The sequence below is a fragment of the bacterium genome (genome assembly GCA_035308905.1).
Classification (GTDB): domain Bacteria; phylum Sysuimicrobiota; class Sysuimicrobiia; order Sysuimicrobiales; family Segetimicrobiaceae; genus DASSJF01.
The window spans coordinates 23,761-43,053 of sequence record DATGFS010000007.1 but is presented as its reverse complement, the minus strand read 5'-3'; the positions used below and the strand labels follow the sequence as shown (position 1 = coordinate 43,053).

The 19,293-nt window shown below is 69.3% G+C and carries 19 protein-coding genes; all 19 read right to left on the bottom strand.

What is annotated here, in order from left to right; genetic code table 11:
- Nucleotides 1–164: 164 nt before the first annotated feature.
- The 19 genes from tpiA to nuoK all read right to left on the bottom strand — a co-directional run bounded on the left by tpiA (nt 165) and on the right by nuoK (nt 19,291).
- Nucleotides 165–968: a triose-phosphate isomerase gene (gene tpiA / locus VKT83_02290; GenBank protein ID HLY21273.1), complete on the bottom strand. Its 804-nt coding sequence runs from the start codon at nt 966–968 to the stop codon at nt 165–167.
- Nucleotides 965–2,155, bottom strand: coding sequence for a phosphoglycerate kinase (locus tag VKT83_02285; GenBank protein ID HLY21272.1), 1,191 nt, complete (start codon nt 2,153–2,155; stop codon nt 965–967). The genes tpiA and VKT83_02285 overlap by 4 nt, the downstream gene beginning before the upstream one ends.
- A complete protein-coding gene (gap, locus tag VKT83_02280) occupies nt 2,152–3,156 on the bottom strand; it encodes a type I glyceraldehyde-3-phosphate dehydrogenase (protein ID HLY21271.1) in 1,005 nt (334 codons plus the stop codon). The genes VKT83_02285 and gap overlap by 4 nt, the downstream gene beginning before the upstream one ends.
- Before the next feature lie 28 nt (nt 3,157–3,184).
- Complete coding sequence (locus VKT83_02275; GenBank protein HLY21270.1) at nt 3,185–3,553, bottom strand: small basic family protein; 369 nt, start codon at nt 3,551–3,553, stop codon at nt 3,185–3,187.
- A gap of 5 nt (nt 3,554–3,558) precedes the next feature.
- The gene (locus tag VKT83_02270) at nt 3,559–4,314 is read right to left on the bottom strand and encodes a DUF881 domain-containing protein (protein HLY21269.1); all 756 of its coding nucleotides are present in this window, start codon (nt 4,312–4,314) and stop codon (nt 3,559–3,561) included.
- The gene (locus VKT83_02265) at nt 4,311–5,216 is read right to left on the bottom strand and encodes a polynucleotide 5'-hydroxyl-kinase (protein ID HLY21268.1); all 906 of its coding nucleotides are present in this window, start codon (nt 5,214–5,216) and stop codon (nt 4,311–4,313) included. The genes VKT83_02270 and VKT83_02265 overlap by 4 nt, the downstream gene beginning before the upstream one ends.
- 68 nt (nt 5,217–5,284) lie before the next feature.
- On the bottom strand, nt 5,285–5,920 hold the full coding sequence (locus VKT83_02260; GenBank protein HLY21267.1) for a V-type ATP synthase subunit D: 636 nt from the start codon (nt 5,918–5,920) through the stop codon (nt 5,285–5,287).
- Between the two features lie 107 nt (nt 5,921–6,027).
- Nucleotides 6,028–7,443, bottom strand: a complete 1,416-nt coding sequence (locus VKT83_02255; GenBank protein ID HLY21266.1) for a V-type ATP synthase subunit B — start codon at nt 7,441–7,443, stop codon at nt 6,028–6,030.
- A 1-nt stretch (nt 7,444) separates the two neighbouring features.
- Nucleotides 7,445–9,250: a V-type ATP synthase subunit A gene (locus VKT83_02250; protein ID HLY21265.1), complete on the bottom strand. Its 1,806-nt coding sequence runs from the start codon at nt 9,248–9,250 to the stop codon at nt 7,445–7,447.
- Nucleotides 9,251–9,311: 61 nt separating this feature from the next.
- Nucleotides 9,312–9,629: a V-type ATP synthase subunit F gene (locus tag VKT83_02245; GenBank protein HLY21264.1), complete on the bottom strand. Its 318-nt coding sequence runs from the start codon at nt 9,627–9,629 to the stop codon at nt 9,312–9,314.
- Complete coding sequence (locus VKT83_02240; protein ID HLY21263.1) at nt 9,622–10,647, bottom strand: V-type ATPase subunit; 1,026 nt, start codon at nt 10,645–10,647, stop codon at nt 9,622–9,624. Before VKT83_02240 ends, VKT83_02245 begins: the two co-directional genes overlap by 8 nt.
- A gap of 27 nt (nt 10,648–10,674) precedes the next feature.
- Nucleotides 10,675–11,262, bottom strand: coding sequence for a V-type ATP synthase subunit E (locus VKT83_02235; GenBank protein HLY21262.1), 588 nt, complete (start codon nt 11,260–11,262; stop codon nt 10,675–10,677).
- Between the two features lie 18 nt (nt 11,263–11,280).
- Entirely contained in the window at nt 11,281–11,541 is a 261-nt protein-coding gene (locus VKT83_02230; protein HLY21261.1) for a V-type ATP synthase subunit K, read from the bottom strand.
- Between the two features lie 59 nt (nt 11,542–11,600).
- Nucleotides 11,601–13,556, bottom strand: a complete 1,956-nt coding sequence (locus VKT83_02225; GenBank protein ID HLY21260.1) for a hypothetical protein — start codon at nt 13,554–13,556, stop codon at nt 11,601–11,603.
- Nucleotides 13,553–13,903, bottom strand: coding sequence for a V-type ATPase subunit subunit G family protein (locus tag VKT83_02220; protein HLY21259.1), 351 nt, complete (start codon nt 13,901–13,903; stop codon nt 13,553–13,555). The genes VKT83_02225 and VKT83_02220 overlap by 4 nt, the downstream gene beginning before the upstream one ends.
- Nucleotides 13,904–14,085: 182 nt before the next feature.
- On the bottom strand, nt 14,086–15,582 hold the full coding sequence (locus VKT83_02215) for an NADH-quinone oxidoreductase subunit N (GenBank protein ID HLY21258.1): 1,497 nt from the start codon (nt 15,580–15,582) through the stop codon (nt 14,086–14,088).
- 10 nt (nt 15,583–15,592) lie between these two features.
- Nucleotides 15,593–17,101, bottom strand: coding sequence for an NADH-quinone oxidoreductase subunit M (locus VKT83_02210; protein HLY21257.1), 1,509 nt, complete (start codon nt 17,099–17,101; stop codon nt 15,593–15,595).
- Nucleotides 17,098–18,975 carry an NADH-quinone oxidoreductase subunit L gene (nuoL, locus tag VKT83_02205; GenBank protein HLY21256.1) on the bottom strand — a complete coding sequence of 626 codons (1,878 nt, stop codon included), beginning with the start codon at nt 18,973–18,975 and terminating at the stop codon, nt 17,098–17,100. Before nuoL ends, VKT83_02210 begins: the two co-directional genes overlap by 4 nt.
- Nucleotides 18,976–18,982: 7 nt before the next feature.
- Entirely contained in the window at nt 18,983–19,291 is a 309-nt protein-coding gene (gene nuoK / locus VKT83_02200; GenBank protein HLY21255.1) for an NADH-quinone oxidoreductase subunit NuoK, read from the bottom strand.
- Between the last annotated feature and the right edge of the window lie 2 nt (nt 19,292–19,293).

Here is a 19,293-nt window from a genome sequence, read left to right as displayed (position 1 = left end):
ACGCGGATCCGTCGGGTGCCGCGCACCAGGCTCTGGTGAATCTGCATGGGGCCAGTATAGCCATGGCCCAGCGGTTGATAGCGCCGAGTCCGTCGCGACACCCTTCAACGAGGGTCTTTCGGATCTATCTGAACCTGTACAAGGCGGCGGACCGGCGCGGTTCCCTACGCGGCGCGCTCCGCCGCGGCCCGCACGATCGCGGCGAACGCGCCGGCGTCGAGGCTCGCCCCGCCGACCAGCGCCCCGTCGATCTCCGGTTGGCCGAAAAACTCGCGGACATTGTCCGGCTTGACGCTGCCGCCGTACAGGATCCTCACCGCGTCGCCGGCGGCGGCCCCGCACCTCGACGCGACGACCCACCGGATCAGCGACGCGACGCGATTGGCCTCCTCGCCGGTGGCGGTGTGCCCCGTTCCGATCGCCCAGACCGGCTCATACGCCACCACCAGGGGCACGTCGGACTGTTCTCCCGCGCCGCCGACGGCGGCCTCCACCTGCTCGGTCACAATCGCGTCGGTCTGGCCGGCCTCGCGCTCCACCAATCGCTCGCCGACGCAGATAATCGGCATGAGATGATGGGAGATTGCCGAGCGCACTTTTCGGGCGAGCGCCTCGTCGGTCTCCCCGTACCACTGCCTCCGCTCCGAATGCCCCAGAATGACGCACCGGCAGCCGAGATCGAGCAACATCGTGGGGCTGATCTCGCCGGTGAACGCCCCGTGCGTCCCCTCATGCATCGTCTGGGCGCCGAGCAGCAGGGGCGAGCCTTTGAGTGCGCGGCCGACCACATCGAGCGCGGTCGCCGGCGGACAGATCGCCACCTCGACTCCACGCACCTCGGCCAGCGCGCGGACGATATCGCGGGCCAGGCGCTCCGCCGGCTCGCGGGTCAGGTGCATCTTCCAGTTGCCGACGGCGAGCGGCACGCGGTTGGAACGGGGCCCGGCGGCACCCGGCGGCGGCGTCATGATGGCGCGTCCTGCAGCGCCGCGACGCCCGGCAGGGTCTTGCCCTCCATGAACTCCAAGGACGCGCCTCCGCCCGTGCTGACGTGGGTGATCTTGTCCGCGAAGCCGAACTGCTCGACCGCCGCGGCGGTATCGCCGCCGCCGACGATCGACTCGCCGCGCGATTCGGCGACGGCCTTCGCGATCGCGCGCGTGCCCCCGGCGAACTCCGGGATCTCGAAGACCCCCATCGGTCCATTCCACAGAATCGTGGCGGCGCCGGCGATGGGAGCGCTCATCGCCGCCACCGTGCGCGGTCCGATATCCACGCCGATCCAGCCGTCCGGAATCGCCCGCGCGTCCACGACGCGGGTCGGCGCCCCGGCCTCCACCTTCTGGGCCGCGACGACGTCGACCGGGAGCACCATCGCGACCCCGCGCCGCTCGGCCTCCCGCAGCAGGTCGCCCGCGAGATCGAGCTTCTCGGCCTCCAGCAGCGACGCGCCGATCGCGGCGCCCTGCGCCTTGAGGAACGTGTAGCACATGCCGCCGCCGATCAGCATCGTCGTCGCCAGGCGCAGCAGATTACGGATCACGCCGATCTTGTCTTCGACCTTCTTGCCGCCGAGGATCACGACGAGCGGCTTCGCCGGGTGCTCGAGCACCTTGCCGAGGTACGTCAGCTCGCGCTCCATCAGCAGGCCCGCGACCGACGGCAGATACTGGGTGATCCCCACCGTGCTCGCGTGCGCGCGGTGCGCGGTGCCGAACGCATCGTTCACGTAGACGTCGGCGAGGCGCGCGAGCGCGTGGGCGAACACCGGCTCGTTCGCCTCTTCGTCACGATGAAATCGCAGGTTCTCGAGCACGACCACGTCGCCGGGGTGCATCGAGAAGATCTGGTCCTCGACAACCGGCCCAACGCAGTCGTCGAGCTTCTTGACCGGACGCTGCAGCAGTTCGCCGAGGCGCTCCGCGACCGGATCCATGCGCAGAGAGTCGTCGGGGCCTTTCGGGCGCCCCAGGTGCGACGCCAGAATCACCATCGCGCCGTGGTCCAGCAGATACCGGATTGTCGGCAGCGCCGCCTTGATCCGCTGGTCGTCCGTGATGCGGCCGTGGTCGAGCGGCACGTTGAAATCCACGCGGACGAAGACGCGCTTGCCGCGGACGTCGATATCCCGGACGGTCTTCTTCTTGGTACTCACACGCCCCGCGTAACCATGAACGCCACGAGATCCGCCACCCGGCACGAGTAGCCCCACTCGTTGTCGTACCAGGAGAGGATCTTGACGAGGCTGCCCACGGCCATGGTCGACAGCCCGTCGATGATCCCGCTGCGCGGATCGCCCTTGTAATCGGTCGAGACCAGCGGCTCGTCGCTGTAGCCGAGAAAGCCGTTGAGCTCCTCCGCGGCCGCCCGCTTGTACGCGCCGTTGATCTGCTCGACGGTCGCCGGCTTCTCCAGCGACACGGTCAGATCGACGACGGAGACCGTGGGCGTCGGGACCCGCAGCGCCAGGCCGTTGAGCTTGCCCTTGAGTTCGGGCAGCACGAGGTTGATCGCCTTGGCCGCGCCGGTGGTCGTGGGGATGATATTGAGCCCGGCGGCCCGCGCGCGCCGCAGGTCCTTATGCACGGTGTCGAGGATCACCTGATCGTTGGTGTAGGAATGGATCGTGTTCATGAACCCGCCGGCGATCCCGAAGGTTTGGCTCAGCACCTTGGCGGTCACAGACAGGCAGTTGGTGGTGCAGGATCCGTTGCTGATGATCTTGTGTTTGGACAGATCATAGGCCGTGTGGTTCACGCCCATGTTGACCGTTAGGTCCTCGCCGGTCGCGGGGGCGCTGATGACCACGCGCTTGGCGCCGCCCTGCAGGTGCCCCGCGGCCTTCTCCGCGGCGGTGAAGCGGCCGGTGGACTCGATGACGATGTCGACGCCGTGCTGCTTCCACGGCAGCTTCGCCGGGTCGCGCTCCGCGACGACGGCGATGGACCGCCCGTCGACCACGAGAGTCCCGTTCCGGCCCTCGACGGTCCCGCGGTAGGGGCCGTAGGTGCTGTCGTACTTGAAGAGATGCACGTTCGTCTTTACGTCGGTCAGATCGTTGACCGCCGTGACCTCGAGATCCGGATGGTGCTCCAGAATCGCCCGCAGCACCTGCCGCCCGATCCGGCCGAACCCGTTGATCCCAACGCGCGCCATCGATTCGCCTCCCCGTCGTTCTGAATCTCTAACCTGGCTCTTCCGCTTCCGGCGGCCGGTCCCGCCACACCAGGCCCAGCAGATCGCGCCGGATGAAGCCGATGTTATTGAAAATACGGATGCTGAACGCGATCACGGCGCCGAGGTAGATGTCCAGCCCCAGCAGGTCGCCGAGCGCGGTCAGGGCCGCCGCGAACACCGTGTTGACCACGAAGCCCGAGAGAAAGACCCACAGGTCGAACCGCCGCTCGCACTGCGCGCGGACACCCCCCAGGATCGTGTCCACGGACGCGAGGATCGCGATCGCGCTGTACTTCACGTAGCTGAGCGGGACCTGGACGCTGACCAGCAGGCCGAGCGCGAGGCCGGCCAGCAGACCCAGAATCGGCAGCCACACCGCGCCTACCCCCCCGTCCCGGCCGGCTTCGCATAACGGTACACGAATCCGCCGCCGTAGGCCGGCACCGGCAGGTCCGTGCCGGTCGTGACCGTGACCGGAAATTCGAACGCGCGCAACTGGTCGAGAATCCCGCCGCGCGCCTGCGCGGCCGCCATCATCGTGTCCTGATTGCCGATGGCGACGATCCGATAGGGCGGCGCCATGCGCCGCGTATTGCAGAGGATCGTCGTGCCGACGCACGAGAGCCCGGTCGTGGCGATGATGCGCTCGTCGTTGACGGCGACGGCCTCCGCCCCGGCCGCCCACAGCATGTTGACCACGGCGCGGACGTCGGAGTAGTGGATCAGCACGAGGTTGGGATCTTCGCCGGGCCGCAACGCCCGCCGGCTGTCGGTGATCGTCACCGCGAGCCCGGGACCCCGCAGCGCGGTGAGCCCGGCCGCGGCCCGCAGCATGCCGAGCTCCGTGGCCAGCGACGCGGTGACGCGCTGATCCGCCGCCGCGCGCTGTTCGTCGTCGGCGATCTCCCGCCGGAGGTCCGCGATCTCGGCACGCATCGCCGTCTGCCGCTCATCCTCCGCGCGGTACCGGTAGGCGACCTCGCCGAGGCGGCCGGAGCTGACCTGAAGCCCGGTCTCGATCGACTGTTCCGTCCGCGACTGCACCGTGAAGACGAACCCGACCACGAGGGCGACCGCGGTGAGCGCGACCTGCCAGCGCCGTACTCCTGTCGCGGCCGCGCCGCGGAAGAACTTCACGCGGACGCCCCTCGGACGTCCGAGAGCCGGCCGGCCTCGCGCCCCGCGGGTGTTACGCGAAGGACGCCCCACTGCACGAACCGCACCGCGCGCGGCGGTACGGGAGGCGCCACAACGGCGATCCGGCGCTGCGCGGGGTCCACGTCGGCGACAGTACCCATCGCCATGATGGTACCACGGCGGTCGGCCAAACCGACGAGCAGATACCGGAGGGCGTCCGGCGGCACCTCGGCGAGGACGCGGGACGGCGGGATCCATCTTCCCCGATAGATCGTGTCCCGCTGCAGGGCGATGTCGTCGGCGTCCAGGGCGAACAGGGCCGATCCGTCAAAGTATCGGCCAAACTTCGCTTCGCGAAGCGCGCGGCGCTCCTCCGCGGAGCGCCGCCGGACCGCCGGCGCGGGCCGCAGCCGATGCACCACCGTGTCGCGCGGCACGTGCGCGAGGATCGGTTCCACCTCGCGATCCCGCTGAATGGCGACGAGATGACGGGGCGCGAGCCGGCGGATCTTGCGGAGTTTGGCGGCGGCGCCCGCGCCTTCGATCCAGCCGGTCGTGTCGACGATCACGATCTGCGCCCCCTGGCGCCGGGCGCACGCGGTCAGCGCGAGCGCGCCTTCCACGAGATGGCGATAGACCCGCTGTGGCGACGTATCGCCGACAAACCACAGGCCGGCGAGCGGTATCCCGGCCATCCGCCGCACCGCGCCGTGAACCGGCCCCCACCCGACCGCGGCGGGAGGGCCGAGATCCGATTGACCGGTATCCCCATCCACGACCGCCGCCGGCACCCCGGCCCGGACGGCCGCCCCCGCCAGGCGTGTGGCGGTGGTCGTCTTGCCCACGTCTGTGGCGCCGAGCATCATCACGATCCCGGGCGAGCCCACGATGGCCCCGGCCACCGCGGGCCACGTGTCGTCCCGCTCACGCGGGACTGGCCGCCGGGAGGCGACGGCCTGGCCCGGGTCGCTCAGTTCTTCGCGCTTTCGAGCTTCTGCTTGATCCGCTTCAGGCGAAAGACGTCCTCCCGGGCACGCTGCTCGAGCACGTCCCGAATGTACCGGATCTCGCCGCGGACGCGCGGGATGACCACCTGCTCGAGCGCGTTCACCCGGCGGGTGGTCTTCTTGATCTCTTCGCCGATCTTCCGCAAAGTTATCTCGGTCCCCGCCACCTCGAGCAGCGCGGCGACGACGTCCTCGAACCGGTCGGCGCTCTCGATCGTGCGCGCCGAGACCGCGGCCGGATCGGCGTTGCGGGCCAGCGGCGACCGCTTGACGTCGTTTGTCGCGATGCTGGGGATGCGTGTGCCCCAGACGTTTTTGGTCTCGATGCCGACTTCGAGCCGGCGCGGATCCGCGAGCGCGACGGCCTCGAGCGTCTCGCGGCCCTCGACGGCCTTCGTCAGACCGAGCAGCGTGTACGACTGCTCGGCGGATTTCGTCAGTTTCTCGCGCGCGGCCAGCGCCCGGCGGACGATGTTGAAAAAGTCCGCCACGAGCGCGTCCCGCTTTTTTTTCAGAAGATCGACGCCCTGCTGCGCCAGCTTGACCTGGTTCTGGCGCTGCAGCAGGTTCATTCTGGTAGGACTGATTGTTTCCGCCATTGCGCTCTCTCCCGAGAAGTACTTCTGCTAAAGCGGAGCGGCGTAGCCTGAGCCGAGCGATTTGGCGATCATCTCACGCCATCTGAGCGAGGCGAGGGCTGCGGCGCTCAGCGTACCTCGCCCGGCCGAAACATCCTGTCCGCTTCCGCGCCGTAGTAGTACTTGTCCACGTGGTCCCGGCTGATCCGGGTCAACGCCGTCTTCGGGAACACCGAGAGGAGCTTCCAGCCGAGGGTCAGCGAGTCCTGAATCGACCGGTCGCTGTTGCCCTGATTGATGAACTCCTTCTCGAACGCGTCGGCGAACTTGAGATACAGCCGGTCGTTCTCCGTGAGCGCCTCCTCGCCGATGATGGCGACGAGGCGGCGGAGGTCGAGGCCCTGCGCGTAGGCCGAGTACAGCTGGTCGGCCACCTGCCGGTGGTCCTCGCGCGTGCGGCCCTTGCCGATGCCGTTGTTCATGAGGCGCGAGAGGCTCGGCAGCGGGTTGATCGGCGGGTAGATGCCCTGCCGGTGCAGCGGCCGCGCGAGCACGAGCTGCCCCTCGGTGATGTAGCCGGTGAGGTCGGCGATCGGGTGCGTGATGTCGTCGTCCGGCATCGTGAGGATCGGGAACTGTGTGATCGTCCCCTTCTTGCCCTTGATCCGGCCCGCGCGCTCGTAGATGCTCGCGAGGTCGGTGTACATGTAGCCCGGGTAGCCGCGGCGTCCCGGGATCTCCTCGCGCGCCGCGCCGATTTCGCGCAGCGCTTCGCAGTAATTTGTCATATCGGTCAGAATGACGAGCACCTGCATGTCCAGCTCGTAGGCGAGGTATTCCGCCACGGTGAGCGCCGTCCGCGGCGTCATCAGGCGCTCGATCGTCGGGTCGTCGGCGAGGTTCATGAACACGACGCTGCGCGCGAGCGCGCCGGTCGATTCGAACTCGTGGATGAAGAACGCCGCCTCGCGCTGCGTGATCCCCATGGCGCCGAACACGACCGAGAACTGCTCAGCCTCGCCGAGCACCTTGGACTGGCGGGCGATCTGCGCGGCGATATCGTTCGCCGGCAGGCCCGCCCCGGAGAAGATCGGCAGCTTCTGGCCGCGGACGAGCGTGTTCATGACGTCGATCGTCGAGATGCCGGTCTGGATGAACTCGGCCGGCTTCTCCCGCGCCACCGGGTTGATCGGCGCGCCGAGGATCGGCAGGCGCTTCTCGGGGATGATCGGCGGCAGGCCGTCGATCGGATCGCCGAGGCCGTTGAACCGCCGGCCGATCATCTCCCGGCTGACGCCGATGCGCGCGACGTCCTCGCGCAGGCTGATCGACGTCTTGGCGAGATCCATCCCGCGGGTCTCTTCGAAGACCTGGATGACCGCGTTGCGCTCGGAGACTTCGATGACCTGACCGCCGCGCACGCTGCCGTCCTGGACGTGGATCTCGACGATCGCGCCGTAGGCGAGGTCGCGCGCACCCTCAACGAAGACCAGCGGCCCCGAGATGTAGCTGATGCTGGTGTAGCGCTTGGTGGCGAGATCCATCTCAGCTCCTCCGCCCGTCGCCGGCCGCCGCCGGCGTCTGCCTGCCCTCGACAGGGGGCTCGCCGGCCTTCGCGAACGTCTGCTTCAACCCGTCCATAAACTCCTTGAGCGCGTTCGGGAACTTGTCGTTCGGCACTTCCTTGAAGCGCGCGATCTGTTCGTTCTGAGGCAGGTTGAGGACCTCGTCGATCGTCATCCCGCGCTGGAGGCCTTCCAGTGACGCCTCGTAGAACGCGCGGATGCCCCGGAGCATGCCGTAGGCCTTCTCCAGCGAGCAGGACGCGTCCACGTCGCTGAACGCGCTCTGCTGCAGGTAGAACTCGCGGATCATCCGGCCCGCCTCGATCACCATGCGCTCGGCGTCCTGCAGGGCGTCGGGCCCGACCAGCTGCACGACTTCCTGCAGCCCGGCCTCGCGGGCCAGAATCGCGCTCAGCCAGGTGCGCTGGTCGGCGAAGTCCTCCGCGACGTTCTTCGCGTACCACGGCGCGAGCAGCCCCTCGTACAGGCTGTACGAACGGTTCCAGTTGATCGCGGGGAAGTGCCGGCGGTAGGCGAGCTGCGCGTCGAGCGACCAGAAGGTGCCGACGATGCGCAGCGTGCTCTGCGTCACCGGCTCGGAGAGGTCGCCGCCGGGGGGCGAGACCGCGCCGACGACGGTGACGGCGCCCACGCGCTCGTCTTTGCCGAGCACGACGGCGCGGCCGGCCCGCTCGTAGAACGCGGACAGACGGCTCGCCAGGTACGGCGGGTAGCCTTCCTCGGCCGGCATCTCCTCGAGGCGCGACGAGATCTCGCGCAGGGCCTCGGCCCAGCGGCTCGTGCTGTCCGCCATGAGCGCCACGCGGTAGCCCATGTCGCGGAAGTACTCGGCCATGGTGACGCCTGTGTAGATGCTGGCCTCGCGCGCGGCGACCGGCATGTTGGAGGTGTTGGCCACGAGGATCGTCCGCTCCATCAGCGGCCGGCCGTTGCGCGGGTCCTCGAGCTCCGGGAACTCCGTCAGCACGTCCGTCATCTCGTTGCCGCGCTCGCCGCAGCCCACGTAGACGATGATGTCCGCGTTCGACCACTTGGAGAGCGTCTGCTGCACGACCGTCTTGCCGCTGCCGAACGGGCCCGGAACCGCCGCCGTGCCGCCCATCGCCACGGGGAACAGCACGTCGAGGATGCGCTGGCCGGTGATGAACAGCTCCGTCGGGTCCAGCTTGCGCGCGGCGGGCCGCGGCACGCGCACCGGCCACGTCTGCATCATCCGCAGCTCCGTGCCGTTGGAGAGCCGCGCGACGACGTCGGTGACCGTGAACTCGCCGCTCTTGATGTCGGCGATCTCACCGGCCGGCGCGTCGGGCGGTACCATGATGCGGTGGGCGTAGGAATACTCCTGAACCTCGCCGATGATGTCGCCCGGCCCCACCCGCTCACCGGCCTTGACGCTCGGCTTGAACGCCCACTTTTTGGCGCGGTCGAGGGAGTCGACGACGACGCCGCGCGAGATGAAGTCGCCCTGGGCTTCCCGGATCTTGTCGAGCGGGCGCTGGATGCCGTCGTAGATGCTGCTCAGCATCCCCGGCCCCAGCTCGAGCGCGAGCGGCGCCTCGGTCGATTCGATCGGCTCGCCGAGGTAGAGGCCCGACGTGTCCTCGTAGACCTGGACGAACGCCGTGACGCCGTCCAGCCGAATGATCTCGCCGATCAGTTTTTCTTTGCCGACGCGGACGATATCGTACATCCGCGCGCCGGCGAGGCCCTCCGCGATGACCGCGGGTCCCGAAATGCGCGTGATCTTGCCGGTTGGTGCCGCCATGCGTTCTCCTCCGTTCGCGTGCCGAACTCGTTAGATCCCGTTTGCGCCGGCCGGCCGCCGCTTACCGCAGCTTGACCGCGAATCCGATGTGCTCCTTCACCAGTCGCGAAATGTAGGCCTCTCCCGACTCGAGGTTCGCGCGCGCCGGCGGGAGCGGCACGACGAGCGGCAGGTCGCGGCCCCGCAGGAGGCGGTTGCGCGCGTCCTCGGTGCCCTGGAGCAGGTCCTCGTTCACCGCGAGCAGCCCGTAGCCGGCCGCGGTGTACTCGCGGATCAACTCGAGCGCCGCATCGGGCGTGCCGGCCTCGCGCACCTCCACGCCGGCCAGCCGGAACCCCGTCGCCGTCTCCGGATCTGTGATTACCGCCACCTTATACATTCACGATCTCCTGGCGCGCGACGTCGTTCGCGAGCCCCAGCTGGCGGGCGTGCGCGATCACCCGGATGTTGGCGACCTCGGCGGCCTTGCGCGTCAGGTACCCGATGACGACGTCGATCCCGAGCGGATCGCCGAGCAGCATTTGCGCGGCCATCCGCTGAAACGCGCGATCGATCAGGCGCTCCATCTCGAGCAGGTCTTCGGTCCCCGACAGGTCGACGCCGAGCACCCGCGTGCCGGCCACCTCGGCGATGCCGGTCTGCGGATCGGCCAGCGCGAGAAACCGCTCCCGCGAGATCGCGCCGCCGAGCACGAAGAACCGGTCCCGCTCCTCGCGCGACAGCTCGCGGATGCGCCGGAGGCGCAGGGCGGTCTTGAGGTTCGCCACCGTGACCTCGGCGCTGAGGAAGCGCCGAAAGCTCGTCTCGCCGTCGCCTTCGCCGTCGGCGACGCGGTAGCCGTACTGCGCGTACGCGCGGTCCAGCGCGAGCTCGACGTCGAGCAGGCTGCCGCTCCGCTGCGTGGCGTCTGCGCCTTCGCGCAGCGCCCGCCCCAGCGGATGCATCCAGGTCTGCAGCGTGTCGGCGATCGCGCGAAGGTCAGGCTGCTCGAGCAGCTCGCGCAGCCGCACCTCGCTGAGCGAGCCGCCCGGATAGAGGGTGCTGAGGATCTCGTCGTCCGACTTGCCGGTGTGCCGGCCGCGCACGATCGCCCGGATGTTCTGCAGGTCGTAGCGCAGCAGCACGACCTCGATCTGGCGGCGCTCCGACCCGTCGGCGAAGCTCAGGATGCGCCGGCTGGCGTGGTAGAAGTTCTGCGACAGCGCCTCATCGATCGCCCGTACCCCGCTGAACCGGGTCAGGGCCTCCTGCAGCTCGGGGTTGTACGGCGTGTCGACAAGCGCCTGAATGATCGCGGGAACGTCCGGCGCGGCAAACAGCTCCTCCAGACGCGACGGCGGGAGGAGCTGCGACTTCATCACTTTGACGCGCGCGTTGATGTACGAAAAGTCGCCCATGGAGGTTGGCTCAGCGCCGCCCCCGGCTTACCGGCCCCACAGCGTCTCCGCCACCCTCGACACCATCTCCCGCCGGGCGCGGGCGAGCCGGCTTCCCAGCGTGTTCTCGACGACGACCCGCCCGTCCGCCGCGGCGACGCGGACCCCGTCCGCGACATCCGCGGCCTCCCGCACCTCGGCGTCCAATCCGAGCTCACGGGCCGCGTCCCGCACGGCCTGGACGTCGCCGCGAGACGTCTCGACCGTGACGCGGCCGCCGGTCGACAGATCCCTCGCGGCCTCGCGCAGCAGCGATTTCAAGACCGCAACGCGGCGCTGCGGGTTCGCCGCGGCCGCGCGGAGATCGGCCTCCGCCTGCTCGAATCCTTTGCGGATCGCTTCGTCCTTCGCCGCGAGCACCAGCGCGGCCGCGCGCAGGCTCGCGGTGCTGGTCGCCCGCGCCCGCGCCTGGACTTGTTCCGCCTCGACGCGCTGCCGGGCCGCGGCCTCGAGCTCGTCGGCCTCGCGCGCCGCGGCCGCGAGGATCTCCTCGGCCTTGACCTGCGCCTCCTGCAGCGCCTGGTCCTTCTCGGCCCGGGCTTCCTGCTCGAGCAGCTGGATCAGTTGCGTCCCCACGCGACCGCTCCGCGGTCCCTAGATCTTGCCGTACAGGAAGAACGCGATGACGAATCCGAAAATGACGAGCGTTTCCGGAATCACGAGCAGGATCAGCATCGTGCCGAACATCTCCGGCCGCTCCGCGATGACGCCTGCCGCGGCGCCGCCGATGCGGGACTGCGCGAGGCCGGTGCCGACCGCGCCGAGCCCGATCGCCAATCCGGCGCCGACGCCCAAGAGGCCCGCGCCGGTGCCGGCGCCAACCGCCTGGGCGGCCTGCTGGGCGCCCGCGCCCATCGCAAAGAGCATCAACCCGGCGGCCGTCAGGCCCACCACTTTCCACATCTTTCGAGACTTCACGCTCCACCCCCGCTGCGTTGAAATGGCCGGTATCGACGACCGGTATCCTGGTAGTACTTGAACTTGGAGAAGAACTCGACCCAGTTGAGTCGGGCTGGCTGCAGGATGTGGCCGATGATCGTCAGCCCGAAGAACATGATGTGGGCGACCGCGCCGACGAAGATCCCGAGGATCAGCACCGGCACGCGGCCGCCGATCGTGTTCGCGACGATCGCGAGCGCGAGCGACGCCACGCCGACCGCGAAGATTCGGGCGTACGAGATGATCGCGCCGAACGTCGAGATCGATTCCATGATCCACATCGCGCTGCCGAGGCTCGCCGAGAGCAGCAGCGACAGCAGGAACAGCACCGCGCACCCCAGCATGACGGGGCTGAAGAACGACGGCGGCAGCACATGCACCTGCGTTGCCAGCCACAGAAATACCGTCGTCCCGCCGAAGAGCAGCGCCGCCGCTTCGAGAAACTCGGTCCGCTCGTGGTGCCGGACGGCCTTCACCATCTCCATGAAGAGGCCGAGGTACACTTGCGCGAGGCCGAAGCCGACGGACAGATAGAGGTAGGTGTTGATGCCCTCCAGCCGGTCGAATATCGGGTGGAACCCCGGGAACAGCCGCTGCGGCAGATCGCCGAAGAACTCCCCGAACACGATCCCGAATAGAAACGTGAACGAGGTCATCCACGTGAGCAGCGCGACGACGCGCCGCATCACGACCGGCGTCAGCGTGAACCCGAAGTCCAGCCCGGCCAGGACCACCCGCCACGGCTTCCCCGTCCGCGCCTTGCCGGCGAGCCACAGCGTGATCGCGAGCAGGAACAGGCCGTAGCCTACGTCGCCGATGATGAGGCCCACCCACAGCGGCATCGAAATCGCGAAGAAGATCGTGGGGTCGAGCGTGCCGTACTTCGGCGGATCGAAGATCGCCAGGAACATCTCGAACGGCTTCAGCCACCCCGGGTTGTCGAGCAGCACCGGCACCCGCTCGGCGTGGTGCACCGGCGCCGGCTCGTCGAACACCATGACGTTGTCACCGAACCGCTTCTTGAGCCCCTCGCGCACGACCCCGACGCGGGCGGTCGGCACCCAGCCGTACAGCACGAACGCATACCGCGACTGCGGCGTCTGCGCCATCAGCTCGTAGCGGTGGACCGTGTCGCGGGCCACGACGGCGATCGCCGTCACCTCCGGCCGGTGCCGGCGGCTCAGCTCCATCAGCTCGCCCCGCAGCCCTTCGATCTCGCCCGGCAGCACGCGGGTCCGCTCTTGGAGATGCGTGACGGCCTGCGGCAGCGGCATGTCGCGCACGCTGGCCGGCAGGCGAAGCTCGGTGGCGCCGGCACGGGTCAGAACGGGCCGGACCGCCTCGGCGGCGCGGCGCGCGTAGGCCACGACCACGGCGACGCGGTGCGCGTCGAGCGGACGGCTCGTCACCTCCACCCGGCCCTGGGTCGCGGCCGCAAGATCGGACCGCAGCGCCTCGACCGCGCCCGGCTTCCCCTCGAGCAGGAAGCCGGTCGACTCGAGCAGCCGGCTGTTCTGCAGCGGCGTGAGCAGCGGCGCCAGGATCTCGATGGCGCGGCCGTAGGCCTGGACGATCTCCTGCTCTTCCTCGGCCTCGAGCAGGCGCCGCGTCAGCTCCTTGGCCTGCGCGTCCACCGCGTCGAGGCGGGCCCGCAGCGCCTCCGGTGACTGCCCCGCGTACGGCTCGGTGGCGACGGGGGGGATCTCGATCGCGGGAAGGAGCGACAGAATCGCCTCCGCCCGGGTGCGCACCGCGTCGATCGCCTCGCGCGCCGCCTGGTCGCGGTCGTTGAGCGGGCGCGGCGCGATGCTCTCCTCGGCCGGCCGGACGTGATCGATGTGCAGGCTGCCGAGGCCCTGAATCGCGTCGGCCACGTCCGCCTGCAGCCGCCGGGGCCCGAGCACGGTCACCCGGCTCATCGTCACGATCATGCCTGCCCTCCGAGAACCTCGCGCACGACCAGCTCGACGGCCTTCGCGCGGCGCTCCTCGGCCTGCTTGCGGATCGCCGCGGCCTCGGCCTCGGCGCGGGCCACGATCTCCTTGGCGATGCGCTCCGCCTCGCGCGACGCCTCCGCGGCGGCGCCGGCGGAGATGTCGCGGGCGCGGTCGCGGGCCCGCCGGCGCGTCTCCTCGGCCTGCCGCTGCGCCTGTTCGATGCGGCGTGCGGCCTCGGCGCGGGCGTCCGCTATCTGCTGCTGCAGTTCCTGCTCCCGCTGCGCGATCTCGCGGAGCAGGGCTTCACCGGAATGACGGTCGGGGGTGTCGTGTGCGGTCATCTCACGTGCTCCTGCGTGGAACAAAAAAATATCGTCCGTAGACCGAGGATGAGCCGCGCGCCGGCCCGCGGACGTTCCTGCCCCACTGCGGCCAACATCGTAACAACCCCCCAAAATAGTGTCAAGTTTGACCGGCCCGGCTCCAATTTCACGGCGGCCGGCCGGTGGCCGGCCGGCATCGGCTACAGCTTCAGCAGCAGCGAAGCCGCCTGGGCCAGACGGATCAGCACGTCGGGGAAGAAGCCCGGGAGCAAGGCGCCGGCGGTCGTCACGGCGAGCACGCCCCGCAGCAGCGGCGTCTCGATCGGCGCGGCGACCGGCTCTCCGGCCGGCCGCCCGGCTGCACCGGGCTCCGCGGACGGCTCGCCGGCCGGCGGCATTTGCCACATGGCGCGGATGACGCCCACGTAGTAGTACAGCGACACGACGCTGTTCAGGATGCCGACGACGGCGAGCCAGAGGAACCCGTTCTGGATCGCGGCGCCGAACAGAAACACCTTGCCCCAGAACAACGCCGTCGGCGGGATGCCGGTGAGCGCCAGCATGAACGCGCCCATCGCGGTCGCGGCGAACGGCGAGCGCTGGCTCAGCCCGGCGTACCCGGCGATCGCGTCGGAGCCGCTCGCCCGCGACACGGCGATCGCCACGGTAAAGGCCCCGATGTTCGTAAAGACATAGCCCGACAGGTAGAAGAGCAGCGCCGACTGTCCCGACGCGAGCACGCCCGGCGAGGCCGACACCGCCACGACGCCGATCAGCATGTAGCCGGCGTGGGCGATCGCACTGTACGCCAGCATGCGCTTGATGTTTGTCTGCGAGAGCGCGAGCAGATTGCCGAGCGTCATCGACAGCACCGCCAGCGCCGCGACGATCGCGACCCAGGCGCCGGGCGGCAGCGCGACGTACAGCATCCGCACGAGCGCCGCGAAGCCCGCGGCCTTGCTGGCCACCGACAGGAACGCGACGATCGGCGTCGGCGCGCCCTCGTAGACGTCCGGCGTCCACTGGTGAAACGGCACGGCCGAGATCTTGAACCCGAAGCCGGCGAGGATGAGCACGACGGCGACGATCAGGAACCCGGGCTGCGCGGTCCCGAGGCGCGCGCCGAGCTCGTAGATGTTCGTCGTCCCGGCCGCGCCGTACAGGTACGTGAAGCCGTACAGCATGACCGCGGAGGCCGCCGCGCCGTAGAAGAAATACTTCACGCCGGCCTCGCTGCTTTTCCGGTCGGCCTTGAGCGAGCCCGCGAGCACATACGAGATGAGCGACACCCACTCGATCGCGAGGAACAGCACGATCAGGTCGGCCGCCGCGGCCATCGCGGCGAGCCCGAGGACCATGAACACGATCAGGACGTAGATATCGCCTTCGTGGACGGTCGGGTGGTCGCGGAAGAATTCCATCGCCGCGGCGATGACCAGGATCGCGCTCACGATCGCCACGACTTTGAAGAAGCCGGCGAACGGATCCACGGCGTAGGTGTTGAAGACCGCGAGAGACCGCGACCCGCCGATCAGCACGGCGGACGGGACAAGCGCGATGATGAGCCCGGCGATCGCGGTCCAGCCGATGAGCCGCCGGTCCTCCGGCGCGACCACGAGGTCGAGCACGAGCAGGCCGAGGGCGAGCAGCCCGATCACCATTTCCGGCAGCAGCGGCCGCAGGTCCACGCCCGTCATCGGCGGCGCCTCATCGGACCAGGTTGAGAATCCCGAGCATCGCCGCGTTGATCGCGTTCATGACCGGCGCTGGGTAGACGCCGACCGCGATCATGAGCGCGGCGAGCGGCGCGAGCGTCCAGGCCTCGCGGCCGTCGAGATCGGGCAGGCCGGCCCAGCGGCTGTTGAGCGGGCCCCAGAAGATCCGGTAGATCGTCCAGAGGAAGAACGCCACCGTGATCACGACGCCGGTCAGCGCGACGACCGTCAGCGCCGGATAGATCTGGTAGGCGCCGAGAAAGATCGGAAACTCCGCCACGAACCCGATCAGGCCGGGCAGGCCGAGCGACGCCAGCATCGCCAGCATCGTCAGGCCCGTGTAGACCGGCAGCCGCGCCCACAGGCCGCCGAAGTCGTTCACGCCGCGGGTGTGCGCCCGGTAATCGTAGATCACGCCGACGAGGAAGAAGAGCGCGCCCGTGACCACGCCGTGGGCCAGCATCTGCATCGTCGCGCCGTTCAGGGCGATGGCCGCGGCGTTTCGCAGGGCCGGCTGCCCCTCCGCCGCCGCCGCGGCGGCGACGCCGAGCATCACGTAGCCCATGTGGTTCACGCTCGAGTATGCGACGAGCTTCTTGAGGTCCGTCTGCGCCATCGCGACGAGCGCGCCGTACACCGCCGCGATCACCGCGAGCACGGCGACCAGGCCGGCCAGCGCGTGGAACGCGGCGGGCAGCAGCGGCAGCACGATGCGGACGAACCCGTAGGTCCCGAGCTTCAGGAGAATCGCGGCCAGGAGGACGCTGCCGGCTGTCGGCGCCTCGACGTGCGCGTCCGGGAGCCAGGTGTGGAAGGGGAACATCGGCACCTTGATCGCGAAGCCGAGGAAGAAGCCCCAGAACGCCAGGGTCGCCAGGTGCAGGTCCCCGGCCAGCGGCTTTTGCTGGAACAGCGCCACCATGTCGAACGTGCGCGGCGAGGAGTGGAAGTACACGATCAGGATTCCCAGCAGCATCGCGAGCGAGCCGACCAGCGTGTACAGGAAGAACTTGATCGCCGCGTAGGCCCGCCGGGGTCCGCCCCAGATGCCGATGATGAAGTACATCGGAATGAGGCTGACCTCCCAGAACACGTAGAACAGGAAGAAATCGAGCGCCAGGAAGACGCCGAGCATGCCGGTCTCGAGCAGCAGGAACAGAATCATGTACTCTTTCGGCCGGAGGTCTACGCGCCACGAGTAGATCACGCAGAGCACCGTGAGCAGCGTCGTCAGCACGACGAGCGGAAGGCTCAGGCCGTCGACCGCGAGATGGTAGGTCGCGCCCAGCGACGGGATCCAGCCGACCTGCTCCGTGAGCTGCAGCGTGCCCGCGTGAGGCCAGTCGAAGGCGCCGGCCGCCCACACGGACGCGAGAAAATCGGCGACCGTCGTGACGAGCGCCACGACCCGGATCGTGCGGACCTGCCCGCGGGGCAGCGCCAGCAGCACGGCCGCCCCCGCCAGCGGGATCCAGAGGACGAGGCTCAGCAGACCGCTCACCAGACCAGCCTCACGACGACGATGACGACGACGCCGAGGAACACGAGCAGCAGGTACGTCTCCTCACGGCCGGTCTGGATGTACCGCAGGCCGAGCCCGACATGGCGCGCCAGCCAGCCGGTCAGGTTGACGAGCCCGTCGATGACGTACCGGTCGAACAGTCCGGCGAGCCGCATCACGAAGCCGCCCAGCCCGAGGAACACCCAGGCGTAGATGTCGTCGACGAAGTAGCGTCGCACGAGGAGGGTGTACGCCCAGGGCATCGCCTGCCGCAGCGACTCCGACGGCACGATCCGCCAGACGTAGATGACGGCCGCGGCGGCCCAGCCGGCGACGGCGATCGCGATCGAGAGGAGAAGCAGGCCGAAGCTCGGCGGGACCGGCTCCACGCCCGGGAAGTGGATGAACCTCTCGAACGGGTTGCCGAGCGACTCCGCGCCCACCCAGCCGAGAAACACCGTGAAGATCGCGAGGATCACGAGCGGCACCACCATCACCGCGGGGCTCTCGTGCGGCCCGCCGTGCCCGGCCGAGCCGTGGGCCGGCGCCTGCGGATCGCCGCCGCGGTACGTCCCAGCGAACGTGTACCAGATGAGCCGCCCCATGTAGAGGGACGTGAGGAACGCGCCGGCGGCGCCGAGCGCCCACAGGGCGCGGTCGTGCGCGAACGCCGCGGCAAGCACCTGGTCCTTGCTGAAGAACCCCGCGAACGGCGGGATCCCGGTGAGGGCGAGCGTCGCCGCGATGAAGGTCCAGGCCGTCCACGGCATCGCTTGGGCCAGCCCGCCCATCTGCTTGATGTTGTTGGTCGCGACGCCGTGGATCACGCTGCCGGCGCCGAGGAACAGGAGCGCCTTGAAGAACGCGTGCGTGATCAGGTGGAACATCCCCGCGGTGTAGCCGAGGACGCCGAGGCCGAGCATCATGTAGCCCAGCTGGCTGATCGTCGAGTACGCCAGCACCCGCTTGATGTCGTCCTCCACCACCCCCATCGTCGCGGCGATGAGCGCGGTGATGCCGCCGATGTAGGCGACGACCGTGAGCGCGGCGTGGTTCGGCGACAGGAGGAAGAGCGGGTACGTGCGGGCCACGAGGTACACGCCGGCGGCGACCATCGTCGCGGCGTGGATCAGCGCGCTGACCGGCGTGGGGCCCTCCATCGCGTCGGGCAGCCAGACGTGCAGCGGCACCTGCGCCGACTTGCCGACCGCCCCGCCGAAGACGAGCACCGCGGCGGCGGTCAGGAGCGGCCCGGCGAGCGCACCCCCCTGGATGCTCCGGAAGGCCTCGTCGAACCGCAGCGAGCCCGTGTACAGGAAGATGATCAGGATGCCGATCATCATCGAAAAGTCGCCGACGCGCGTCGTAATGAACGCCTTGAGCGCGGCGCGCGCCGCGGCCGGCCGCTCGAACCAGAAGCCGATCAGCAGGTACGAGCAGAGACCGACGAGCTCCCACCCCGCGTAGATGAACAGGAAGTTGTCGGCGAGGACCAGGAACAGCATCGAGAACTGGAACAGCGACAGGTAGGCGAAGAACCGCGGGTAGCGCGGGTCGCCGGCCATGTAGCCGACGGAGTAGATCGTGATCAGGGAGGCGACGACGCCGACCATCGCGAGCATGATCGCGCTCAGCGGATCGACGACGAACCCGACGGTGATCGGTTTGGTCCCGAGCACCGCCCAGGTGTAGGTGACGTCGGCGCGGGCGCCGCCGATCACCTCGCCCAGCACGACGAGACCGCCCAGCCCGGCGAGCACGATGCCGGCGATCGACACGTAGGCGCCGCGGCCCGGCAGGCGCGGGCCCGCCGCCGTGATGAGCGCGAACGCCGCCAGCGGCAGCAGCGGGATGATCCACGCGATCTGCGTCACCGCGCGCTCACCACTTCATCACATTGATCTCGTCGAGGTACACCGTCTCGAGGGTCCGGTAGGCGGCCAGCACGAGCGCGAGCCCCACCGCGGCCTCGCACGCGGCGAGGGTGATCACGATGAGCGCGAAGATCTGTCCCTGCATCGCGCCCGGCGCGACGTACTTGTTGAACGCGACCAGGTTGATGTTGGCGGCGTTGAGCATCAACTCGACGCCCATCAGGATGGCGACGGCGTTCCGGCGCGTCACGACCGCGAAGATCCCCAGCGCGAACAGGAGCGCGCTCACCACGAGGTAATGGGTCAGACCCGGCATCG

Excerpts from the sequence above, each read along its gene's own strand:
- VKT83_02255 (HLY21266.1), bottom strand. The coding sequence starts at position 7,443 with ATGGATCTCGCCACCAAGCGCTACACCAGCATCAGCTACATCTCGGGG.
- VKT83_02220 (HLY21259.1), bottom strand. The coding sequence starts at position 13,903 with ATGACCGCACACGACACCCCCGACCGTCATTCCGGTGAAGCCCTGCTC.
- VKT83_02260 (HLY21267.1), bottom strand. The coding sequence starts at position 5,920 with ATGGCGGAAACAATCAGTCCTACCAGAATGAACCTGCTGCAGCGCCAG.
- VKT83_02240 (HLY21263.1), bottom strand. The coding sequence starts at position 10,647 with ATGGGCGACTTTTCGTACATCAACGCGCGCGTCAAAGTGATGAAGTCG.
- VKT83_02245 (HLY21264.1), bottom strand. The coding sequence starts at position 9,629 with ATGTATAAGGTGGCGGTAATCACAGATCCGGAGACGGCGACGGGGTTC.
- nuoK (HLY21255.1), bottom strand. The coding sequence starts at position 19,291 with ATGCCGGGTCTGACCCATTACCTCGTGGTGAGCGCGCTCCTGTTCGCG.
- VKT83_02250 (HLY21265.1), bottom strand. The coding sequence starts at position 9,250 with ATGGCGGCACCAACCGGCAAGATCACGCGCATTTCGGGACCCGCGGTC.
- tpiA (HLY21273.1), bottom strand. The coding sequence starts at position 968 with ATGACGCCGCCGCCGGGTGCCGCCGGGCCCCGTTCCAACCGCGTGCCG.
- gap (HLY21271.1), bottom strand. The coding sequence starts at position 3,156 with ATGGCGCGCGTTGGGATCAACGGGTTCGGCCGGATCGGGCGGCAGGTG.
- VKT83_02225 (HLY21260.1), bottom strand. The coding sequence starts at position 13,556 with ATGATCGTGACGATGAGCCGGGTGACCGTGCTCGGGCCCCGGCGGCTG.
- VKT83_02230 (HLY21261.1), bottom strand. The coding sequence starts at position 11,541 with ATGGGCGCGGGCGCCCAGCAGGCCGCCCAGGCGGTTGGCGCCGGCACC.
- VKT83_02215 (HLY21258.1), bottom strand. The coding sequence starts at position 15,582 with ATGACGGGCGTGGACCTGCGGCCGCTGCTGCCGGAAATGGTGATCGGG.